The organism is Pantoea sp. DY-5, assembly GCF_019795955.1.
Taxonomy (GTDB): Bacteria; Pseudomonadota; Gammaproteobacteria; order Enterobacterales; family Enterobacteriaceae; genus Pantoea; species Pantoea leporis.
Genome location: NZ_JAIMIE010000006.1, coordinates 123,508 through 145,979 on the forward strand (window position 1 = coordinate 123,508; position 22,472 = coordinate 145,979).

The following is a 22,472-nucleotide window of genomic DNA, read 5'->3' on the forward strand; positions in this document are numbered from 1 at the left end:
AGAAAAAAATATTATTCGCTAGCTAGTGCCGCTACCGGATCCATGCGTGCTGCTTTGCGCGCGGGCAAATAACCAAAAATCATGCCGATGATGGTGGAGCAGGCAAAGGCCGCGCCCGCGGACTGCCACGAGAAGATCGCCGTGATCATGCCGCCCGCCAGCAGGCTGATAATCGGTCCAATCACTAGCGCTAGCGCGACGCCGAGCGATCCGCCCACCAGACAGACCAAAACCGCTTCGATCATAAACTGCTGCATGATGTCGCCGCGCCGTGCGCCCACCGCCATGCGCACGCCGATTTCATGGGTACGCTCCGTTACCGAGACCAGCATGATATTCATCACGCCGATGCTGCCAATCATCAGCGCAATCGAGGCGACCAGCAGAATCAACAGCGTTAATGTCGCGGCAGCATCTTCAATCGCTTTGCGGTATTTGTCGCGGTTGAACACCAGGAAATCTTTGCTGCCGTGACGCGCGGTTAGCAGTTGCGTCAGCGATTCCACCGCCGGGCCGCTCACCACATCGTCCTTCAGCTTAATGCTGATGCTGGTTAGCGCGGTTTGCCCGCTGATGCGGTACATCACGGTGCTCCACGGCAGCCACACGCTGAGGCGATTGGGCGACATGCCATCGTTATTATCCGCCACGCCAATCACGCGCACCGGCACCGAACCCAGCACGACCATCTTGCCAATTGGGCTTTCCCCGTGTTCGCCAAACAGTTTGTTGCGCGTGTTGGTATCGATAATGATCTCCTGACGCGCGTGACGTTCATCGCTGAAGTTGCTGCCTTCCAGCAATTTAATGCCCTGAATCTGGAAATACTCCTTACCGACGCCGTACACCGAGGTTTTGGAGGCGTTGGAGAGATAGCGAATCGGCTGATTGGCGATCATCTCCGGGCTGACCGCCGCGACAAACTGCTGACGCCCAATCACGTCGGCATCCGCCATCACCAGCGTCAATACCGGATGCGCTTCATCCTCGACGAAATCACCGCCGGCATAGATCGACACCACGTTGGTGCCGAGCCCGGAAATACTCTCTAGCGTTTTTTGCCGCGCGCCCTGGCCGAGCGCCACCACCGTGACCACCGCCGCGATGCCAAAAATAATCCCGGTCATGGTCAGCGCAGTGCGCAGTCGATGCGCGTTCATCGCATTCAGCGCCATGCGCAATGATTCACGTAAGCGATCGAGAAACCCGCGCAGCTTGCTCTGACTTTTACGCGCGGCGGGTGCATATTGCGCGCGCGTTGCATCCTGTTTGCGGCCGCTATCGGCAAAAATCTCGCCGTCCTGAATCTCAATGATGCGATCGGCGTGCTGCGCCACTTTCATGTCGTGCGTCACGATGATCACCGTGTGACCTTCGCGATTGAGATCGTGCAGGATGCGCAGCACCTCTTCGCCGGAGTGCGAATCCAGCGCGCCGGTCGGTTCATCGGCAAGAATGATTTCGGCACCGTTAATCAGCGCGCGCGCAATACTGACGCGCTGCTGCTGGCCGCCGGACAGCTCGCCCGGCTTGTGATGCTCGCGGCCCTGCAAACCTAAACGCGCCAGCAGATCCGCCGCGCGCTGCAGCCGCGCTTTGCCCTGCAGATTGGCGTAGATCGACGGAATCTCGACGTTGCTCAAGGCGCTGAGATCCGGCATCAGATGATAACGCTGGAAGATAAAGCCGATATGCTCGCGGCGCACTTTCGCCAATGCATCCGGCGACAGCGTGGCGGTGTTCTGGCCACTAATGAAATAGTCGCCGCTATCCGGCGCATCAAGGCAGCCGAGAATATTCAGCAGCGTTGATTTACCCGAACCGGACGGCCCGATAATCGCCACCAGTTCACCGCTGGCGATACTCAGATTTATGTCTTTCAGCACATGCAGAGATTGCGAACCGTTAACATAGCTGCGCTGAATGTTTTTCAGTTCGATGATATTCACATCACCACCTTGTCGGCGCCCGCCGTCTGCGTGGCAAGGATCACTTTCTCGCCGACTTTTAATCCGCTCAGTACCTGAATATCAACGCTGTCAGTGATGCCAGTGGTGATGATGCGTTTCACCGGCTGATTATCCTGATCGGGGATTTCCACATAGGTTTTGCCATCCGCATCTTTCTTCGTCGCCTGCACCGGCACCAGCAATGCCTCTTTGGCGGAATCACGCAGCAGATTGACCTGCGCCGTCATGGAGATGCGCAGCGCGTTGTCGGGGTTTGGCACATCCAGCAGCGCGTTGTAATAGACCGCGGCGTTGCTGCTGCTCGGTGTGCTTTCGCTATTGCCCATCAGCGCGTCATCTTTCATCACCGATTCCGGTGCCAGTTCGAGGCTGCGCAGAGTCGCGTTGTAGCGCTTGTCTGGATTGGAGAAGGTGGTGAACCACGCTTGCTGGCCGGGCTGCACGTTGTTGATGTCGGCTTCGGAGATCTGCACTTTAATCGTCATGGTGCCGAGCTGCGCCAGCTTAGCGATGGTCGGCGCGGTTTGTACCGCATTCACCGTTTGACCTTGCTTAGTGACGATGGCGATGACCGTGCCGTCCATTGGCGCCATGATGCGGGTATAGCCGAGATCGAGCTGCTTCTTATCCACCTCAATCTGCGCCTGAATCACGCGCGCTTTTTGCGCGGTTAGCTCGGCGCGTGCACTGCGCCAGTCTTGTTCGGCGGTATCAAAATCCTGACGCGAGATCGCATTGGTTTTAATCATCTGCTGCAAGCGCTGATATTGCGCTTGCTGTCGCACCAGCGCGGCTTCGCGGGTTTCCAGATCGGCCTGCGCCACGCTGAGCGCCGCCTGCGCGTTACGCAAATCGCTGCGCTGTGGTTGATCGTCAATTTCGGCGATTAGCTGGCCTTTGCTGACGCTATCGCCGGCTTTGATATAGAGCTTTTTCACCTGACCAGAAACCTGCGCACCGACGTTGACGCGTTCAACCGCATCCATTTTGCCGGTGGCAGCAATCACGTTTTCGATATTTCCCTGACGCACTTCGGCGGTGACCACCGCGTTAGGTTTATGGCGTGAACCGGCGAAATGCCAGATCAACAGCAGGAGAATGACAGCAGCGAGCGTGGCGAGTAGCCACTTTTTTGAGATATTGAGCATAAGCGTCCCTTTTATGAAGTGAGAATCATAATCACTAAAGGGAACAAACTGGAGAAAATTCGCCGGATTTATCTGGGTAATGCGCGCTGGTTGAAAAATGATTAAATTTTTCCGATTTGAAATGGCGGCTGAGTCGTTTACTGCGTATCTGAGTCACTGTTTGGGCGTAGGGTGGCCATGAATGGCCACCGGAAAATAGGTGGTCATAATTGACCACCTTAAGAAACGCGCGGTAGGGTCGCCATTTATGGCGACCGTTTCACTATAGATCGAGCTGGGTTTTCAGCTTCGCGATCTCCTCACGCCACTGCGACTGCAACGCCGGTTTCTGATGCTTCGGCTTGCGCGCCAGATCCTCATCCAGCTTGCTTTCCACCTCCAGCAACGCCAGCAATAAAGCATCTTCGTCCAACGCGTTTTCCGTCGCCGCAGGTGCAACAACCTCAGACATGGATATCACCTGCTCAGCACGCAGGCGCTCGGTCACCGCGTCAAAATCGTGCCACTGGCTGAGTTGCTCGTCCTCTATCAGCCAGAAACGATTGCAGCTGTTGGCGATTAACTGACGATCGTGCGACACCAGCAACACCGCGCCCTCGAACTGATTCAGCGCCTCCGCCAGCTCCTCTTTACCTACCATATCCAGATGGTTGGTAGGTTCATCAAGCAATAGCAGCGAATAGCGCGCCAGCGTCAGCCCGACAAACAATAAGCGCGAGCGCTCGCCGCCGCTGAGTGATCCAATCAGCTGCTGATGACGCAGATACGGAAAACCCGCACCGATCAGTGCCATCTTGCGCTGCTCATCGCTGAGCGGCGCAAAATGCGCCAGCGCGTCACTTAGCGTTTCCGCATCGTGCAGCTGATGCAGACTTTGATCGTAATAACCGAGGCGCACGCGGGGATGAAACAGCGCACTATCGGCTTGTTGATATTCACGCCATAAGTGCCGCAGCAGCGACGACTTACCGCAACCGTTGCGGCCAACAATCGCCACGCGATCGCCACTTTTCACCTGCAGCGTCGGCAATGAAAACAGTGCAGGCGCGTCATCGGCTGGATGAATCGACATCTCCGGCAATGCCATTACGCGATCGGCATCCAGCGCTTCACCTTGCAGTTGCAGCTGCCACAGCGATCCTTCGCTCAGCGTGGTTTGTGCCTCTTTCAACCAGCCGGCGCGCTTCTCCATCTGCTGCGCCTTGCGCGATAAACCTTCGTTATCGTAGGTGCGACCCCAAATCGCCAGTCGTTTGGCGCTCTTCTCGACGCGCTCGATCTCCTTCTGCTCAGCCTGATAGCGCTGCGCATCCGCTTCATCCTGCTCATCCAGCGCCAGACGCGCCGCGCTGCAGGGCAGACGGAAGAATTGCAGACCGCGATCGCGCAGAATCCAGCTGCAGTTGGTAACCCGATCGAGCAAAGTGCTGTCATGGGAAACCAGAACGAAGCTGCCGCTCCAGCCGTTAAGGAAATTCTCCAGCCATAACAGCGTTGGCAAATCGAGGTGGTTGCTGGGTTCATCGAGCAGCAGCAGATCAGGTTGCAGGATCAGCGCGCGCGCCAGCAGCAGGCGCATATGCTGGCCACCACTTAAGGTCGCGGCGGTTTGCGTTTGTTGATCAGCCGAGAAACCCAAGCTACCCAGCAGCGCTTCGGCGCGCCAGCGATCGGCTTGTTCCGGCAGGCGCGCCATTACGCCATCCAACAGCGAATCATTATGCAGTTCTGTTGGCAGATGCTGCTCGATGCGCGCCAGTAAACAGTGATTAGCCGGCGTAACGCTGCCGTGGCTGGCTTCCAGTTCACCACTGAGAATTTTCAATAAGGTGCTTTTACCGGTGCCGTTATCACCCAGCAAACCGATGCGATCGCCTTTTTTCAGGCTGAAATGAATATCGTGAAACAGCGTGCCGAAGGCATTATCGAAGCCGACAGCGTGGGCGGATAATAATGTGCTCATGTGCTTACTCATAAGTTGCAGGCGCAAAAAGGCCCGACATCAGAAATCGCTGACGACAACCCGGTAAGCCGGAGGAAGGGATTAGATTTTCAGTAAACTTCGCTCAGGACGGATTATCGCAGCACGAGTGCGGAAATGCCTGAACGCGGCCAATTACTATAGAAGTGTGAGTAAAGAAACAATTCACACAGCAGCATAGTAATCCTCCTTAGTTATCAGTGGGTGAATAAGTAAGCTGATAATAGTGGCGAAAAGCGGCACTTTCCAGTGATAAATGCCAGAGATGTGGCAGCGATCGCTATGACGTGCCGGGTCGGGTGCTGGCATCGATAATGAGCCAGCTCGGTGAAAATGGACGTCAGAGGTCTTCTGCAAAACTCCAGCAAAACTGGTCGAAAAATATTCTGCCTTTTAAGCTTGGGTTTTCTTATTAGATGGCAGACCAAAAGAAAGTGTGGAAGGCCGCTTTGTGCCAAGAGCGGACTTAATTAATCGCCAGTGGTAATTGCTGATAATCCTCCTAAGCTCATAAGGAAGCCTTAGAGGTTGTGCCCTCATGTTAATGAACGTTAAAGTTGCTCAAAATGATTATGGGCAGTATCAGGAAGTAACTTATGGCACGTCGTAGTGAATTAAAAGGTATAGCTAATAGTATTAATGAGAGTTTTGTTAGCAGAAACAACGACTTTAATGGATACTGGTCAATAGGACAGATTAGATCGTTCGCTCTTGATAACGGCCTTACTTCAATAACTTTTCCTCTCACCTTTCCTATGACCAACCCTGCATCTAATTTGCAAATCTACACGGTTCACCGCTACGCTGAAATGCTCAAAAACCTTTTATTTAAACAGAAATTACCTAGCCTCTGGGTAAGCAACGCGGTCATTATGATCGACTTTAACGTTAATGCGAAACATGCAAAATTGTACGAAGACACCAACTCAGGCGAACCTTTTCAATGCACCTGTAAGATAACTGATGATACTGACCGAGATTACTCATCCATAGTATCTGGACGTTGCTTACCGCATTCTGTTGTTCGGGAATTAAAATCGACTCGAAATTCACCATCAGTTTAACTTCAGCTTCTCGCTCTTAGCGGACGGTGCCTTCCCAGCTATCCTTTTGTTCCATGAGCAGATAGCAATATTGGCGCATGGTAATTTATAAACAGCAGAAGAACCATTAAAAGCAAAAATAAAAAATCTTCTTAAAATATTGTCACCTTTGACTGCTACAATATGAAAATTACAAGCTGCGTTTTGCAATTTTTTCTGTACAGGCACCTTCCCTGGCGCGGTAATTAATTACTTCCCATCGAAGAAATCATCCGGAAGTTGACCTGGGGGCATATTAATAACAGCATCATTATCAGGCCCTTCATTTTTCATATACGTGACCCTGGCAAATTCGGGTATCACAACATAGGGATATGCCGGTCCTTCATCGCGGAAGCGATGCATATCCTCAGTAAACTCGTTTTGATAACAAATTGTTTTTTCAGGATGTTGATTTTCACCTGCAATCCATTGAGGAAAGAAAATGGTGCCATGAATGATTCTTCTTTCAATGTCAAATAACAGGCTCACACAGGTTCCTGTCGGCTCATGCCAGTCGACTTTATAAATGCCAGGTGCGAACTGCACGGCATTCATTTTTTGATTTGTCACCCATCGACCACCTACCAACCCCTGATGAATCCTGTAATCACACGTATTGTCATTACGCGCATACCATTCATATTTCCATCCATTATCATAGGTATAGACAAAATGCGTCCCTACAAAGGCGGATAAGTCTTTTGATATATCATTAACTGTTTCACTTGACATAACGACCTCATATTTTCCGATAGAGTGGCGAAGTGTGGAGTGTTACTTGCTGCACCCGCGTAATCTAAATACTGTAGCGTCACGTGGTGAGCATTTTATGAAACAATGCGCAAGCATTTGCATATCAATTATTTACATAATATTAGCACTTAGATGACAGATACAGGTCATTTGCTTAGGGATAATATAGCCACTTTGCATGAATTTTCCATAATGATTAACCATTTTATAATGCTAAATAGTTTGACTCAGTCGCAAAATGAATAAAAAGGTTAACCGTATGTAATAAATTGCCGGTTCGCCTTCACAATGTAACGATTAAAATTAGACTATTTATCAGTATTTTGCACTACCTTAAACCTGATTCTTAGGGTTTAAATTTGCGAAAGTAAATTATAAAGCTACCCTGAGATAAGCATCAAACGCTGACGTTTCTTCTAACTGAATAATCACTCTTCAGGCAGAAAAATATGCCTGAGCCCTAAGAATTTTCTCTGCGGGATATATTTCTATGGATTTGATTCATGAAGTTTTTCGATTATCACCGGAGCTGGCGCTTTTTCTTTCTCTCGCTGTAGGCACGTGGATCGGTAAATTTAAACTGGGCGCTTTCCAGCTTGGTGGCGTCGCCGGAGCATTGCTCATTGCCGTGCTGATAAGCCAGGTTGGTATCACCATCGACAGCGGCATTAAAAACGTTCTATTTGCCGTTTTTATTTACGCTGTGGGCTTCGAAAGTGGCCCCAAATTTTTCTCCTCTCTGGGCCGGCGGACATTGCGTGAGATCGCCCTTGCGTTGGTTCTGGTTGTATCTTCCTTAGCCACTCTTGTCGTGATGGCAAAAATATTTGCGCTGGACAAGGGAATTGCGGCCGGCATCGCCGCTGGTGCGTTAACCCAGTCAGCGATTATCGGTACTGCCAGTGCCGCCATCGCAAAACTGAATCTTGATCCAGCACAGCTCCAGCAGATGCAGGGGAATGTCGCGGTGGGATATGCGGTGACATACATCTTCGGCTCCCTGGGTGCCATCATTATCTGCGTTAACATTCTTCCCAAAATTATGGGGCGCTCTATTCGTGAAGACGCAATAAAAGCTGAACAGGAACTGATGCATGGCGCAATCATACTGGCGCCAGGTCAGATGCCTGCTTTACCTGAACTGGTAGGAAGGGTGTTTCTGGTAGGACCGGCAGCAGGCAGAAGCGTTGCTCAGATTGAAGCGTTAGCTAATCCACTTTTCCCGGTTACCGTTGAACGCATTAAACGCGGCGATAAAGTCATCGCCGTTACGCCTGACATGCCGCTTAATGATAACGACGTGCTGCTCCTTGTAGGCCGCCGCAAAGGTATTGTGGCCCTCGCACCCTCCCTTGGAAAAGAGCTGAATGCGGAGGATGGGCCGGAAATGACGATGAAGACATCCGAAGTCTTACTGACCAATCCCGCGCTGACGGGCAAAAGGGTGGATGAACTGCGTAACCAAATTTCGGGCGATGTACGTCACGGTATCTATGTGACCGCGCTTAAGCGCGGTGAGACAGTGCTGCCTTTTAAAGATGACTTCGTAATCGAGCGCAATGACGTTGTGACGCTCTATGGCAGCGAGCAGGATATCCAGCGCGCAGTTGCGCTGGCAGGACCGGTGCTGCTAAAAAGCCCCAAAACGGATTTGATGTTCCACGGTTTTGGCCTTGCGTTTGGTCTGCTGCTGGGATTACTGGTACTTCGCATCGGTTCTGTTCCTTTGACGCTCGGCAGTGGCGGCGGTGCATTGCTTTCTGGCTTGCTGTTTGGATGGTATCAAGCGCGGAAGCCCCTGACAGGAAATATGCCTTTGCCAGCCTCTGGCCTGCTTCGCGATCTGGGCCTGGCAGGATTCGTTGCCGTGGTTGGTTTACAGTCTGGCCTGCAGGCCGTAGAGACCGTCAGGAACAACGGTATTTCTATTTTCCTGATCGGCATTGTGGTTACTGTTGTCCCCCTGATGATCACCTTATTGATCGGCCGCTACCTGCTGCGCTATGACAATACGGCGATATTTGCCGGTGCGTTGTCTGGTACCCGCAGCGCCAATCCTGCTTTTGGCGAAATTCTTGATAAAGCTGGTAATGCCATTCCGACTGCGCCATTTGCTGTGACCTACGGTCTGGCAAATGTGTTTCTTACCCTGCTGGGCCCGCTGATCGTCGCCCTGGTATGACGTTTAAATGCTTCATCATCTGGAGATGTTTTCTATGTCAAATCCTTACGAACAATATGCATCACTTAGTCCCTTCGAACTTAAAGACGCCCTGATTAAGTTAGCTTCGGGCAAACCCGACCGCCTGATGCTGAATGCCGGCAGAGGAAATCCCAACTTTCTTGCCACCTTGCCACGCCGTGCTTTCTGGCGCCTTGGATTGTTTGCTACCGAAGAGGCGGAGCGTTCTTACTCTTACCTGCCGCATGGGATTGGAGGGTTACCGCACATTGAGGGGATCGAGGCGCGTTTTGATGCATTCCTGGCACGTGGCCATGAGCAGCCGGGCGTGGCTTTTTTATCACGAGCAGTAAGCTATGTACGGGACCAGTTAGGACTTTCCGCTTCGGATTTTTTACATGAAATGGTGGAAGGCATTCTCGGTTCTAATTATCCGGTTCCGCCGCGAATGCTGGCTCTCAGTGAAAAAATCACGCGTGAATATATCGTTAAAGAGATGATCGGTGGCCTGATTTCAGCTGAAGATGTCGACCTGTTCGCAGTTGAAGGGGGCACAGCCGCCATGACCTACCTCTTTAACACGCTGCGTACGAATGGCCTGGTCACTGCCGGTGATAAAGTGGCAATGGGAGCACCAATATTTACCCCGTACATCGAAATTCCGCAGCTGGAAGACTACCGTCTGGAAAGCGTAATGATTAATGCGTCCCCGGATGATAACTGGCAGTATCCCGATGAAGAGCTGAATAAGTTGCTGGATCCTGCGATAAAAATCTTTTTCTGTGTTAATCCGAGCAACCCTGCTTCAGTCAAAATGGATGAGCGTACGCTCGAGAAAATGGTCAGCATTGTTGAGCAGCGTCCAGATCTCATTATTATTACCGATGATGTATATGGAACTTTCGCCAACGACTTCAAATCACTGTTCGCCACCTGTCCGCAGAACACGATTCTGGTATACTCCTTTTCGAAGTATTTTGGAGCAACGGGCTGGCGTCTGGGTGTAATCGCGACTCATCAGCTCAATGTCCTTGATGAGAAACTGGGTAAAATCAGTGATGTGGAAAAAAAGCGTCTTGACCAGCGCTACGGTTCGCTGACTCCGGATGTACCCGGATTACGCTTTCTTGACCGGGTGGTGGCCGACAGCAGAAGCGTGGCACTAAATCACACCGCCGGATTATCCACCCCGCAACAGGTGCAGATGGTGTTGTTCAGTCTTTTTGCCCTTATGGATGGGGCGAATGGATATAAAGCTGCGGTGTCAGAAATTATTCGTCGCCGTCAGGCTGTGCTGTATCGCGAGCTGGGTATAACGCATATCGATACTGAAGAAGCCGTAGATTATTACACATTGCTGGATCTCGAGGCGATATCCCGACAGGTTTACGGCGACGAGTTCGCAGGCTGGGTGAATAAAACGCTCAATCCGACCGATATCCTGTTCCGAATTGCCGAAGAGACGGGAATAGTCATGCTTCCGGGAACCGGATTCGGCAGTCTGAAGCCCGCGGGGCGCATATCTCTGGCTAACTTAAATGAATATGAGTACGCCGCCATCGGTAAGTCATTAAGAAAATTGATGGAGCAATATTATGAAAAATACCGTTCCGGAGCGAAGAGAAAATAAATAGTTAATTAAGTTAAGGCGCTTTTGTTTTCAGGGATGAAAATACACTGTAATTTTTCAGATAAAGCAGAAACTTAAACCTAAAATTTCACTTTCAAAGGGTTGCATTGCAGCCCTTATTTGTGACCTTGGCATTGAAGTCGATGATGCCCTTGAGATATCTGAATCGAATGAAGTCTAATTCATGAGGGCTGCAACAGCAGCCCTGTGCCAGAAGCGGAAGTGAGGTCTGATAAATATAATCAGCACAATACCTTTGAGAAGCAGATAGCCTCTTCTCTACCTACGTATGGGCCATAATTCTCAATTTGGATGTATCCATTTCTCTCGTAAAAACTGATGGCCCGATGATTGATATATCGTGTTTCCAGCTTTAGTTCACGATATCCCATTTGTTTTGCGGAAGTTTCCAGAAAAGTGAGTAAAGCACGACCTACTCCTGGCTCGCTTCGGTCTGAAAACATTCTTTTAAGCTCGGCTATGTTTTGTGTTAATGGGCGGATTGCACCGCATCCTATCGCATCGCCATATGCATTTTTTGCCAATACCCATAATGCTTTGTCATTGTTCATAGCTTGAACGTTGAAGTTGGTTTTGCCATTATCGCCAGTAATAGCGGCAAGTTCAGCTGACAGCATTTCGATTAAGCGATGGGATTCTGAAGAAAATGGATCTGATTTCTCTACGGTTATCATGGTTAGATCCTGTAAAGGGAGTTCAACCAGAATAAAGTACGCTGTCTGAAAAATCACCATTTCAGAACAGATAATGGGACAACACTGATCCCTGACTTTATCGGGGATGCAATGTCCGCTCTTCGCTCATAGTAGACGTGGCATGCGCGTCCGCGTCCGCTTCGTGCCAGGAGCTGAAGTAGCTAATAACAATCTGTGTTGAGCAATGGGGAGCGGCCATTATGCGAAAATTACATACTCGCAAATAACCAATATTTCCCTGACCGGAAACAGCGAGTTTCTTCTTAGAAAAACCACTAAGGTGATGCTGATACTACTGGAGGCATCATGAAATGTAGAATTTCTGGCCTTAGAACCGAGAAGTTTACTCATCTTTTTGGGCGTAGTGATGGCTATCTGAGAAGATACGGAGCAGTAAGACAAATTGTCACTAGTTACCCCGGTTATCCCGACAGGATCTCATTATGCGATATACCTGTTGGCGAAACCGCTCTGCTTATCAACCACATTTATCAGCCAGCAGATACACCCTATCGCGGCTCTAATGCAATATATATTTGGGAGGGATGTACCGAGCAAGGAATTTATATCAACGAATTACCTGAAGTTATGAATGGCAGAGTCCTTTCATTACGAGCATATAACGAAAAGCACTTTCTAATAAAGGCAGATATTTGCGAGGGCCAAGCTGTAGAAAATTTCATAGAGATTTTCTTTGCCGACCCGCAGATTAGCTATATCCAGATACACAATACGAAACAGGGATGCTACGCATGTTTGGCTGAGCGTTTTGAATGAAATTACAAAATAGAAGAGCCTACAGCGGTTCAGTGAAGCACTTTTATGTTAGAAGAGATCATCCGGTAGGATCACTTGAGGACAAGCAGAATGCTTCTGGAAAAGCTCAGGTTGCTGGAATGCAGCCTTCACGATGACAGGCGAAAAGATCGGGAGTGGCTTGAGCGGCTTCTCCACCCTGCATTTCTGGAAATCACACGTTCAGGCGTGATGGTTAATCGTTCAGAGACGATTACGTCGCTATTAAACGAGAAAACTGCATCGCCTATTATCAGCAGTCATTTCCGGCTCACCGAAATGGGGGGAGGCTGCGCCATGCTTCACTACCGGACGTCTTATGCAGACGGCAGTCGTCCTGCATTGCGTTCTTCCTGCTGGCTGTTTTCGGATAAAGGACACTGGACTTTGGTTTTTCACCAGGGAACGCCAGCTAAAGGCACTGCTTAGGTTCGCTGCTGAGAAGTTCTGTTCAATTTGCCTCTATAACGGTTCAGATACAAAAAAGGCCGCCCGTGGGCGACCTTTCCTGGCACTTCCTTTTGCGACCATCCGTTATTTGTACAGCTCAGCGGTCATGTGAACGACGTTGCCGTTGCTGGCCTCAATGATTTTGTACTGCGCGCCCTGCTGCTGGGCTTGCGCGGCGATTTTGGCCTCGGCACCGTCCATAGTCAGGGACGTTGCGGTAACGCTCTGCGCGAAGCTGGCGGCTGACATGAGTGAAAGAGCGGCAACGGCGGCGATAGACATAGCTTTGATGGTTTTCATGGTCTTTATCCTTGGTTTTTATGGTTGAAAGCAAGTTTGCTTTCGATGAGATAATGATAACCAAGGTTACTATTAGTAAATTAACAATAAGTGCCGATATTGTGATTATGCTAACTATTACGGCAATAGGTTTACTCGATGATGGGTTCGGCGCTGGGTTATTATGTTTGATGTGGAGAACATCCCTGTAGCTATCATTTTGACGTCCGCTATTCGCTCACAGTGGACCTTCAGGTCTGTCAGATAACCGCTTCGTGCCAGTAGCGGACTGGCAAATACTCGCGAGCTGTCAGTAGGGTGAAGGAAGGTCAGAACGATCCCCTCGTGTTGTCGGATGCGAAATTACAATAAACTCTACGGGAGACCCAGTGTCATTTTTGGCTTGATGCTTTGAACCCGGTGGGATTTCCAGGCCCTACAGAGCCTTAATATTATGAATTTCACCTTCCAACTCCATGGAAAGAATGCCAGTAATAACAAAGAAAAACTGCCTTGAAACGGAGTGAAAGTGTCTTTTTCCAAAAGTGGCCGGCGGCATTTGTTCATGATTAACCAGCATGTCCGGGCGGTTTAACAGATACCAACCGTCGCAATCGTCGCCCCAGACATAATGCTCTGCATTATCCTTTGAAATCATTATCCTTCTCCTCTATACCTGTGTGCGTCTCTCTATACCTTAAGGAGGTTATACCGAGAAATTCTTTAGCTTCACAATAGGTTATGCTTTTTGTTAATTCCTTTAAGTCCGGAACTGCATCATTCAACTTATCTGGCCGTCATGAATGAAATGGTATAGCAGTGTCCAGGCAGGACCGTAACGTCCGTCCTTCGCTCATTGCAGACCGTGCAGCGCACAGGTCGCTTCGCGTCAATAACGACATTTTGTAAGCTCTCCTGGATAAATTGAAAATATGATCATGTGTAAACTTGAGCTGAATTTTAACGCTCAAGAAAAAAGCTTCAGCGGAGAACATCCAATTGTTTACTCATATGCGTATTGCCAAACCCGTCTCCAATCTTGAACGATCTTTTCTGATGTACAGTCAGGGACTGGATTTACACAAAATAGCTGAATTCAATGATCATGACGGTTTCAATGGACTGATGTTAGGGCGGAAGGGCTTAGACTGGCACATTGAATTCACCTTTTGCCTTAGTCATCCCATTCAACCTTTGCAAACTGAGGAGGATTTACTCGTTCTTTATTATTCAGATGAAAATTCGTGGATAGATGCCTGTGCAAGGATGATAGAAGCCGGATTCAACATGACGAATTCATTTAATCCTTACTGGGATATCAACGGAAGGACATTTGTTGACCCAGATGGATACAGAGTGGTTATCCAAAATAAGGCATGGGTATAATTTAAATTATTATTGCAAGTTCACTGGCCGTCTTGCGGCAAACCTGACGGTCTGCTCGTCGCTCACAGCGGACGGTGTTCAAATTAGTTGTCCGCTTAGTGCCATGAGCGGAAATCGATGAAAATTCTGTGAATTAAACGTCACGAGATTTCTCTAATTTGATGTCAGTGCCATTGAGATCTGTTTCATTACCCCAACCTAGATGCATATAAAATTTCGCCGAGCGACTATTCTTATCGGTTTCTAACCAGGCAATTTCATGATGTTGGAATAACTCCTGCTCGGCGAGCATAACAAGCCTGCGACCTATTCCTTTGCCTTCATATTCAGGCAGAACAAAGGCCGCAAACAGACAGCCTTCATCCGGAAATATTATGGAGAAGCCAATGATTTTATTATTTTCTGTCGCAACCCATGCGGAAAGACTTTTTTCAACCATATCGCCTAGGACGCTTTCGGTAATACCCATCTGCCGCATCTCTTCACGGCTCAGGTGGTTATCGATTACCGATGTTCTGACGTCGAACATACCCTCGATATTAGAAAGTCGAGCTGTTCTTATGTAGATACTCATTAGTCTTACTCAATGTATGACGAAATAATTTTGATAATAATGTAAAAAAGTCAACGGAATATAAAATTTAAGGCGGCTAATTATGTCAGCTTTTCGCTCACAGCAGACGTCGTTTTCCTCGGGTTTGGCCGCTTTGTGATGTGAGTTCAACCGATGGATGCAACACACTTATTGAACCGCTCAGTTTTTAATGTAGAGAACGGCCCCCTAAAGTTAACCCAGCATATGATAAAAATGACATTCACTCATTTACAGCATTAAAGCCTCTCTCTGGTCGCTGACGCATAGCGCCCGGCGAATAGCCATTGATGCGCTTAAAAGCCCTACTAAACGCTGCCTGTGAGGCATAACCGAGGCGCAGAGCAACGGTATCGATTGAGATCTTATCGTGCATAATCCAGTGACCTGCAATGCGCATTCGTACTTCCCTTACATAGCGCAGAGGAGGTATGCCGATGATTGATTTGAAGCGTTCAGCAAAAACAGAACGCGACACATGCGACTGGGCCGCAAGCTCAGCCACAGACCACTCGCGACTCGTATCGCGATGAATGGAAAGAATAGCCCGGGCAAGTCGTGGATCACGTAACGCAGCGATCAGGCCTGCGGCGTTCTCGCTGCTGTTTTCGATCCATCCACGCACAATCATGGCAGCCGCGACTTCTGCGAGGCGTGCCAGAATGCCCGCGAAGCCAGCGCGTCCAGAACAGATTTCAGCTTTCATCGCGCCCATAATGGGAACCAGCCCCGGATAAATCTGTTCATTTGCCTCAACCACTATCGCGTGCGGCATTAGTTTACCAAGGCCCTGCATTCCACCGAGATCGAACTCCATACAACCATAAAACAGGACCGTGCTGGGTGTCGGGTGCGAACTCGGGCAAGTATCAATTCCGCTGACGGCCTCGCCTAAAGGAGCAGTGCCGAACGTGTCGATATGTTGAAATGAACAGCTGACATCCGATAAAAGCTGATGCTCTTCACCCTGCGGCATGAATACCATGCTTCCGGCTTTCAGTTCGTGCAACGTACCATCGCTTGTGCGAAGCAGAGCAGTACCCACGGCGATGTAATGAAAATAGGCGTGGCCCGGCCTGTTGTTAAAACCGACGCCAAACTCAGAACCCGTCTGTAAACGACGATACTGCACGCCACGCAGGCGCATCTCCAGCAGCAATTCGCTGATGAGTTCGGATGACAGGGCAAAATGGTTATTCACATGCATAATCGGAGTTTCGGGTAAAAAATCAGGATGTACCATCATAGATCGTCCAGCAGCTCAACTCTAGACTTGGAGTTATCATTTTTTCTCCAAAAAAAAGAGTGTGTTATGAGAAATGAAGCAACTGAAGCTGTATCCGTTAGTTTGAACAGTTCGGAACCCAAAGAATCCGCATGGATGGCCGTAATTTCACTGACGATGGGCGTGTTTGGCTTGCTGACTGCGGAATATCTTCCAGCCAGCCTGTTGACACCCATGGCCGCCGATCTCGGTGTGACCGAAGCGCTTGCTGGTCAGGCTGTGACGGTAACGGCTGTGGTGGCCCTGTTTGCGGGTCTGATGGTTCCCCGCCTGACGCGTAATTATGATCGCCGAACTGTTTTGCTGGGTTTCACCGTGTTGATGATCGCCTCCAACCTGCTTGTCGCACTCTCCTCCAGTCTGGCTGTTCTATTAGTCATGCGTATTTTGCTGGGCATCGCGCTGGGAGGCTTCTGGAGTATGGCTGCTGCCGTCGCTATGCGGCTGGTACCTGCTAAAAGCGTTCCGCGTGCTCTCTCCATTATTTTTAGCGGTATTGCTGTCGGTACCGTGGTTTCGATCCCGCTGGGAAGCTATTTAGGTGGGCTTTATGGCTGGCGTAGTGCTTTTATCGCTGCAACCGCAGTAGGCGGGCTGACACTGCTCTTCCAGCTGTTTACCCTTCCCGGGATGGCTCCGCGTAAAATGATGATAACGGCATCTGTAATGGATTTACTCCGCCGCCCAGGCATTGCGATGGGAATGACGGGATGTGTTATTGCCCATACGGGTCAGTATGCGCTGTTTACCTATATTCGTCCGGCTCTTGAAAATATCGTTCAACTTGATGTGGATCGTTTGTCTTTAATTCTGCTTGGATTTGGCGTCGCTAATTTTATCGGTACGCTGCTGGCCGGGTGGCTGATGGAGAAAAGCCTGCGTCTTACCTTGATACTGATGCCCGCGCTTGTTGGTTTAGCTGCATTAAGCATGATTTTGCTGCCACTTGAGGAAACAGGATTGATGTTGTTCGTCGCGTTGTGGGGAATGGCATTTGGTGGCGTACCCGTTGCGTGGTCAAACTGGGTAGCGCGTTCCGTTCCCGATCAGGCTGAAACTGCTGGCGGCATGGTAGTCGCAGCCGTTCAGTCCTCAATTGCTGCGGGTGCTGCGTTGGGAGGTTTACTCTTTGGTATCAGCGGCGTAACCGGTGTTTTCATTACCGCGGGTTGCATAATGTTTTTTGCAACGTTTGTTATTGGATTAAAGGTGAGGGACACGCTGACCTGAATATTTCCCTACAACAACGCGTCAAATGAAGGCCAGCTACATCCTTTATTGATTTAAGAATGACGTTACCGCGCGGGAAAACCGTTCTGGCTGATCAAGCATGACAAAGTGAAAGCTGTCATCGATTCGCGTGAAATGGATATCGGATGCAGATGCATAGGCTTGACGGTACATGGTATCCACGCTGGCTGCAGGAACGCCGAATAAAGCGTCATACGCGTACACGATCTCCATCGGCGCCTTGATGCGGGCGAGTTCGGGGCGCAGATCGGTAATCATCAGTTCATACACGGCATCCGAAACTGTTTTGCGATCAGAATTGAGTCCCGCAGTCACCAAAGCTGGTCTCACCGCCTCAGTCTTCACTAAACGGATGATGGATGTTTTCTGAAACTCTTTGAATTGCTGCGGCGACTGTCCTAGTAGCCAATCCCGCGTCGCTGTGGCATGCCGTGCAGCACTCTCGGTGGTCGCCGCAGGATCAATCATCAACGTATAGAATGGCAAGGCATCGACGATCATCAAACGACTGACCTGGTCGGGATGACGGACCCCCATCATCAGGGCAATCTCACCACCAAGAGAATGGCCAATGATCGCCGGTGCTTCAATGTGCTGGGTTTGAATGTAATCAGCGATGGCGTCAACTGCCGGAGCGATGACCTTGCCATCTGGATTCGAAAGGGCAGGTGTGCTTGCAAAGCCAGCAAGTTCAACAAGATGAACTCGGTGGCTTTTACGTAAAGTTGCTGCTAAATCAGTCCAAACTTCGCGAGACGACGCCAGCCCCGGAATCAATATGACATCCGGTCCTGAGCCTTGCGTCTCTACAGAGATGCGTTGCGAGTTCGAATGCACTGCAGGTATCGGCTGAATTTCTGACGCTGAAACTAAAACGGACATCAATAGAAGCGCCCCTCCGAGCGTGGCACGTGTATTTGCGCTAGGCATGAATTTAGTCCTTTATATTTTAGCCCTGATAAACCGGGTTTGGCTGACATAAGAGTATGTCATAAAAGGTAAAATTATTAAGGGGTGGATACAAAGTTTTTTTAATGTTCCGGTTACAGTTTCGTGTCAAAAATGTGGGTAACTGGTAGTATTTTGAGTTGAATAAAAGTGAACAATTCACCCGCCATAAGCAATATGGACTGCTTCCGATTAGAAAAACGTTTTATTTTTATCGGTCTCAAAACCCATATATATCGTATTGAGTCGCTTTCTGAATAATTTTGGATCGTGTTCCAGACATATTCGCGCTAATGAATTTTTAGCGCGCTCTGATACGATTTTTCTATCGCTAATAATTTGCAATATATAGGTTTTAAGCTGAGATATGATGGCACTTCTCAGAGAGGTTTTGTCACTTACTGATGCCACCGTCAGCTCCAACATCGGATTCAGGGGGCAGCGAATCAGCCAGCCGGCATTTTCCGGATTGATTTCAGGCAAGGCTCTGACATTCGTCGTTATTACCGGGCAGCCGCAGGCCTGCATTTCCAGAACGGAAAAGCCGTATGTCTCCTGCCATGTGGGCAGCAGCCCGACATCAGAGGTCTTAATCAACGCCAGTACCGCGTCGTTGGTCAGCGACGTATGGTGCTGGAATAGAGGGCATTCACGAAGTGTGTCCTCCACGCTTCTTCTAAATGCGTCATCATCCTGGAACGCCTGGTGAGCCACGTTATGCGTTTTGCCAGGATCACCAACCAGATTTACGCGTACTTCGTTCACACTTATCAGGTTTTCCCTTAATAACTGGCTAAAGGCTAGCACAACTTCTGCCCCTCCTTTGCGATAGAACTCCTTGCCCACGAAGGTAAAATTCAGCGGACCTCTTTCAACCAGAGCATTTTTTTCCTGCAGTACCGGCTGCGGGGGATGCAGTACGTGCAGTTTGGGCCCGATGATAGCCTGCTCCCTGGGGAAATGTTCCAGCAGCCGCAGTTGGATCTGACGTGTGGCTTCTGAGATAGCGATGATACCTTTGCAGCGCGGAGAGCAGACGTACCGGAGTTCCCGCGCCAGCTCGGGGTTGGCAAATTTGGGTATTCCCTCAACGGGAAGAACACGGGGCAGTTCGGTTTCAAAGGTCGCTACCCAGTCGCCTGGCCCCGAAGAAACTTCGTTAAAAAGGTGTATAATGTCTGCATCTACTGAAGACATCAGCGGCAGTGGGCGGAAAATAAAAAGTTTATTTTTATGAAATAAGCGCTGCCTTATGACGTTAATCCAGGTCCAGATGTTTCTGGGCCGGTAATCAAGATAGCGATGTGAAGGGTCTGTAATGATGTTTCTCTTTTCCGGGTAGCCGTTACCACCCACGATAATTTTCATTCTTCCCCCTGCTGGCGAGTGCAAAAAATAACAGGATAAATTTAAGTATCCTTGTAATTACGAGGATAAAAAGTGTTTGGCTTAATATGAGGTTATGGTTTTCCAGATAAGACCTGAATGCGTCATGGTTACCCAGGCTGTTAATACCAGCGCAAAATCTGCCTTTTGCAACCGCTTCCCGACATGTCTAATTATGCACGGGCAGGCATGCAAAATGCGTATATTTGTAGGTCTTTTATGGCTTTCCGGAAAACTTCGGGAGAGAAAGTACCAATGCTAAATGAAGTAATAAGCCTTTTTATCGCTTAAATTCTCAATGTATCAATAACCGCGCGCAAAGCGGGTGACACATTGCGATGCGGATAATAGAGAAATGAAGCTTCCAGACGTTGGCTGTGACGTTGCAGCACCCTGATCAGCTTCCCTTGTTCCAGATCCTCACTAACCAATTCTTCCGGGACATAAGCCAGCCCGAGCCCCAGAGTGGCGGCTTTAGCTTCCATATAGCTGTCAGCAAAAACCCATTGGCCTTGCGGTCGATGGGTGATTTTTTTGCCATCCTGATGAAGTTCCCAGGCATAAAGGCTGCCATCGCCAAACTGATAAGCGATGCAGGGATGAACGGCCAATTCTGCGGGGGTCTGCGGGAAACCGTAGCGACGAAAGTGTTCTGGCGTACCGACAACAGCCATCTCCATGTCGGGCGAAATGCGTATAGCGATCATGCCGCTGCCAACTTCCGGCCCCAGACGTATACCCGCATCGAATCTCTCCGCAATAATATTCACAAACCGGCTTTCGCTGATGAGTTCCAGCCTGATATCCGGGTAGCGTTGTTTGAATACCGCAAGTTTCGGCAGGAGTACTTTATCTATCGCGTGCTGGCTGGCATTGATGCGCACCGTACCGGATGGCGTCTGGCGATAATGGGCCAGCGTGGCGAGTCCCATATCTAAAGCATCGAATCCTGACTCAACGGTTTGATAGAGCTGCTCACCAGCATGAGTGAGCGATAACCTGCGCGTAGTACGAACAATGAGTTGAACGCCCAGCCTTTCTTCAAGTTCACGTACTGAACGACTGATACCTGATTGTGCCAGTCCAAGGCGTTGCGCTGCGGCGGTAAAACTTCCCTCGCGCACCACCAGCATGAACAAGTAGAGATCGTTGTAATTTTCCCGTTTTGCCATCATTCCACCCTCGTGACTGCATCGCTATTTATAACAATTAGATATTAATCCTAGCAAAAATTCCCCTCTAATCAGAACACCAGCTGCTGGCTAAACTGTGCGCATTGCAATAAAGCACAGCAGTGTTGTCGGTATGAAACCTGACTCTTTGATGTTTTTTCTGGGGGATTTTAATGACTGTTTTCACTAAAAAATTGACAGCGGTGTTACCTGCAATGCTGCTATGCGCATCATTAAGTGGAGTTTCAACGATGAGTTATGCTGATACCACCAATCCGAATGCACCCATTTCGCTGGTCAAAAAGTGGGATAAAACCTTTCCTGAAAGTACCAAAGTTGATCACCGTAAGGTTACCTTTAAGAACCGTTATGGGATCACCTTAGTTGGGGATCTCTATCTTCCAAAGGATCGCGGCGAGCGCAAGCTGGCAGCCGTTGCCATCAGCGGGCCTTTCGGTGCAGTCAAAGAACAATCCAGCGGCCTGTACGCGCAAACTTTAGCTGAACAGGGATTTGTCACCCTCGCATTTGACCCTTCATATACGGGCGAAAGTGGCGGCTACCCACGTAATGTGGCGTCTCCGGATATCAATACCGAGGATTTCAGCGCGGCAATAGATTTCTTAGGTCTGCAAAAAGAGGTGGACCGCAACCGTATCGGGCTGCTCGGTATTTGCGGCCTGGGCGGCATGGCCTTAAACGACGCCGCTATGGATACACGGGTTAAAGCCGTGGCAACCAGCGTGATGTATGACATGAGCCGCGCAATGGGCCATGGCGTGGGCGATGGCAAAGACCGTTACACCACCGCCAATCGTCGTGCTGTGCTGCAGTATCTGAACGCGCAGCGCTGGAAGGATGCGGAAAACGGCACTTCCGCGCCCGGTGGTCACGACATCTATGTTGACGAAAAAGGGAAAGTCAGCGCTTCTGAGCGTATTCTGCCGGAAACGTTACCCGCTAATCCGAATCCCGTCTTGAAGGAATTCTTTGATTATTACCGCATGCCGCGTGGTTTCCATGCGCGTTCGATCAATTCAACCGGCGCATGGAATGCAACTATGCCACTGTCATTTATGAATATGCCGCTGCTGAGTTATGCAAATGAAATCACCATCCCTGCGCTTGTGGTGACCGGTGAAAAAGCCCATTCACGTTATTTTGCTGAAGACGCTTTTAAAGCGATCGGGAGTAACGAGAAAGAGCTGGTGATTATTCCTGGGGCAAACCATGTGGACTTATATGACAACGTTGCAGGAAAGATTCCGTTTGCTAAATTTGAACAATTTTTCAAATCAAATTTAAGGTAACTTTCTGAAATAATTTGCATTTACCATGCCACCCTTATTTCACGGGTGGCATTAACTTGCCTGATGTGACCCAGTGAAATGATGATGTTATTTCCTGAAAAGCGCATCTCCCTGCTTCGCCTGAAGCAGGTCGGATCGATTTAAGAGAAGTTG

Annotated in this window: 19 protein-coding genes and 1 pseudogene; 8 read left to right on the forward strand and 12 right to left on the reverse strand. The window is 49.4% G+C overall.

Annotation, left to right across the window (positions count from 1 at the left end; genetic code table 11):
* Window positions 1–11: 11 nt before the first annotated feature.
* The 3 genes from K5Y30_RS19110 to K5Y30_RS19120 all read right to left on the reverse strand — a co-directional run bounded on the left by K5Y30_RS19110 (window position 12) and on the right by K5Y30_RS19120 (window position 5,081).
* Window positions 12–1,949, reverse strand: a complete 1,938-nt coding sequence (locus K5Y30_RS19110) for a MacB family efflux pump subunit (protein ID WP_222212869.1) — start codon at window positions 1,947–1,949, stop codon at window positions 12–14.
* Window positions 1,946–3,118, reverse strand: coding sequence for an efflux RND transporter periplasmic adaptor subunit (locus tag K5Y30_RS19115; RefSeq protein ID WP_222212871.1), 1,173 nt, complete (start codon window positions 3,116–3,118; stop codon window positions 1,946–1,948). Before K5Y30_RS19115 ends, K5Y30_RS19110 begins: the two co-directional genes overlap by 4 nt.
* 262 nt (window positions 3,119–3,380) lie before the next feature.
* Window positions 3,381–5,081 carry an ABC-F family ATP-binding cassette domain-containing protein gene (locus K5Y30_RS19120; RefSeq protein WP_222212873.1) on the reverse strand — a complete coding sequence of 567 codons (1,701 nt, stop codon included), beginning with the start codon at window positions 5,079–5,081 and terminating at the stop codon, window positions 3,381–3,383.
* 614 nt (window positions 5,082–5,695) lie between these two features.
* Between K5Y30_RS19120 and K5Y30_RS19125 the strand changes: the two genes are divergently transcribed.
* Window positions 5,696–6,163 (forward strand): hypothetical protein, encoded by a 468-nt coding sequence (locus K5Y30_RS19125; RefSeq protein ID WP_222212875.1) that lies wholly within the window; start codon window positions 5,696–5,698, stop codon window positions 6,161–6,163.
* 228 nt (window positions 6,164–6,391) lie between these two features.
* Here K5Y30_RS19125 and K5Y30_RS19130 read toward each other — a convergent pair whose 3' ends face one another.
* Window positions 6,392–6,916: a phenolic acid decarboxylase gene (locus K5Y30_RS19130; protein WP_222212877.1), complete on the reverse strand. Its 525-nt coding sequence runs from the start codon at window positions 6,914–6,916 to the stop codon at window positions 6,392–6,394.
* 511 nt (window positions 6,917–7,427) lie between these two features.
* Between K5Y30_RS19130 and aspT the strand changes: the two genes are divergently transcribed.
* Both aspT and K5Y30_RS19140 read left to right on the forward strand, forming a co-directional pair.
* The gene (gene aspT, locus K5Y30_RS19135) at window positions 7,428–9,119 is read left to right on the forward strand and encodes an aspartate-alanine antiporter (protein ID WP_222212879.1); all 1,692 of its coding nucleotides are present in this window, start codon (window positions 7,428–7,430) and stop codon (window positions 9,117–9,119) included.
* 34 nt (window positions 9,120–9,153) lie between these two features.
* A complete protein-coding gene (locus K5Y30_RS19140; protein WP_222212881.1) occupies window positions 9,154–10,749 on the forward strand; it encodes a bifunctional aspartate transaminase/aspartate 4-decarboxylase in 1,596 nt (531 codons plus the stop codon).
* A 242-nt stretch (window positions 10,750–10,991) separates the two neighbouring features.
* Here the strand turns inward: K5Y30_RS19140 and K5Y30_RS19145 are convergent, their stop codons facing one another.
* Window positions 10,992–11,444: a GNAT family N-acetyltransferase gene (locus K5Y30_RS19145; RefSeq protein WP_222212883.1), complete on the reverse strand. Its 453-nt coding sequence runs from the start codon at window positions 11,442–11,444 to the stop codon at window positions 10,992–10,994.
* A 327-nt stretch (window positions 11,445–11,771) separates the two neighbouring features.
* Between K5Y30_RS19145 and K5Y30_RS19150 the strand changes: the two genes are divergently transcribed.
* Together K5Y30_RS19150 and K5Y30_RS19155 are read left to right on the forward strand one after the other, a co-directional pair.
* Window positions 11,772–12,242 (forward strand): DUF1203 domain-containing protein, encoded by a 471-nt coding sequence (locus K5Y30_RS19150; RefSeq protein WP_222212885.1) that lies wholly within the window; start codon window positions 11,772–11,774, stop codon window positions 12,240–12,242.
* Window positions 12,243–12,332: 90 nt separating this feature from the next.
* A complete protein-coding gene (locus tag K5Y30_RS19155; RefSeq protein ID WP_222212888.1) occupies window positions 12,333–12,689 on the forward strand; it encodes a DUF4440 domain-containing protein in 357 nt (118 codons plus the stop codon).
* 105 nt (window positions 12,690–12,794) lie between these two features.
* Here the strand turns inward: K5Y30_RS19155 and K5Y30_RS19160 are convergent, their stop codons facing one another.
* Window positions 12,795–13,010 carry a YdgH/BhsA/McbA-like domain containing protein gene (locus K5Y30_RS19160; protein ID WP_008102115.1) on the reverse strand — a complete coding sequence of 72 codons (216 nt, stop codon included), beginning with the start codon at window positions 13,008–13,010 and terminating at the stop codon, window positions 12,795–12,797.
* A 289-nt stretch (window positions 13,011–13,299) separates the two neighbouring features.
* A pseudogene (locus tag K5Y30_RS19165) lies at window positions 13,300–13,647 on the reverse strand (cupin domain-containing protein).
* 353 nt (window positions 13,648–14,000) lie between these two features.
* Between K5Y30_RS19165 and K5Y30_RS19170 the strand changes: the two are divergent.
* The gene (locus K5Y30_RS19170) at window positions 14,001–14,375 is read left to right on the forward strand and encodes a VOC family protein (protein ID WP_222212890.1); all 375 of its coding nucleotides are present in this window, start codon (window positions 14,001–14,003) and stop codon (window positions 14,373–14,375) included.
* A 133-nt stretch (window positions 14,376–14,508) separates the two neighbouring features.
* Here K5Y30_RS19170 and K5Y30_RS19175 read toward each other — a convergent pair whose 3' ends face one another.
* Both K5Y30_RS19175 and K5Y30_RS19180 read right to left on the reverse strand, forming a co-directional pair.
* On the reverse strand, window positions 14,509–14,949 hold the full coding sequence (locus K5Y30_RS19175; RefSeq protein WP_222212892.1) for a GNAT family N-acetyltransferase: 441 nt from the start codon (window positions 14,947–14,949) through the stop codon (window positions 14,509–14,511).
* Window positions 14,950–15,190: 241 nt separating this feature from the next.
* Window positions 15,191–16,213 carry an AraC family transcriptional regulator gene (locus K5Y30_RS19180; protein ID WP_222212893.1) on the reverse strand — a complete coding sequence of 341 codons (1,023 nt, stop codon included), beginning with the start codon at window positions 16,211–16,213 and terminating at the stop codon, window positions 15,191–15,193.
* A gap of 66 nt (window positions 16,214–16,279) precedes the next feature.
* On the opposite strand from K5Y30_RS19180, the gene K5Y30_RS19185 reads away from it, so the two are divergent.
* On the forward strand, window positions 16,280–17,482 hold the full coding sequence (locus K5Y30_RS19185; protein ID WP_222212895.1) for an MFS transporter: 1,203 nt from the start codon (window positions 16,280–16,282) through the stop codon (window positions 17,480–17,482).
* A 45-nt stretch (window positions 17,483–17,527) separates the two neighbouring features.
* On the opposite strand, the gene K5Y30_RS19190 is transcribed toward K5Y30_RS19185, so the two are convergent.
* From K5Y30_RS19190 to K5Y30_RS19200, 3 genes are all read right to left on the reverse strand, one after another.
* Window positions 17,528–18,433 carry an alpha/beta fold hydrolase gene (locus tag K5Y30_RS19190; RefSeq protein WP_222212897.1) on the reverse strand — a complete coding sequence of 302 codons (906 nt, stop codon included), beginning with the start codon at window positions 18,431–18,433 and terminating at the stop codon, window positions 17,528–17,530.
* A gap of 210 nt (window positions 18,434–18,643) precedes the next feature.
* The gene (locus tag K5Y30_RS19195) at window positions 18,644–19,819 is read right to left on the reverse strand and encodes a glycosyltransferase family 4 protein (RefSeq protein WP_222212900.1); all 1,176 of its coding nucleotides are present in this window, start codon (window positions 19,817–19,819) and stop codon (window positions 18,644–18,646) included.
* A 305-nt stretch (window positions 19,820–20,124) separates the two neighbouring features.
* A complete protein-coding gene (locus K5Y30_RS19200; RefSeq protein ID WP_222213050.1) occupies window positions 20,125–21,009 on the reverse strand; it encodes a LysR family transcriptional regulator in 885 nt (294 codons plus the stop codon).
* Window positions 21,010–21,182: 173 nt separating this feature from the next.
* On the opposite strand from K5Y30_RS19200, the gene K5Y30_RS19205 reads away from it, so the two are divergent.
* Window positions 21,183–22,319 carry an alpha/beta hydrolase gene (locus K5Y30_RS19205; RefSeq protein WP_222183488.1) on the forward strand — a complete coding sequence of 379 codons (1,137 nt, stop codon included), beginning with the start codon at window positions 21,183–21,185 and terminating at the stop codon, window positions 22,317–22,319.
* Window positions 22,320–22,472: the final 153 nt, after the last annotated feature.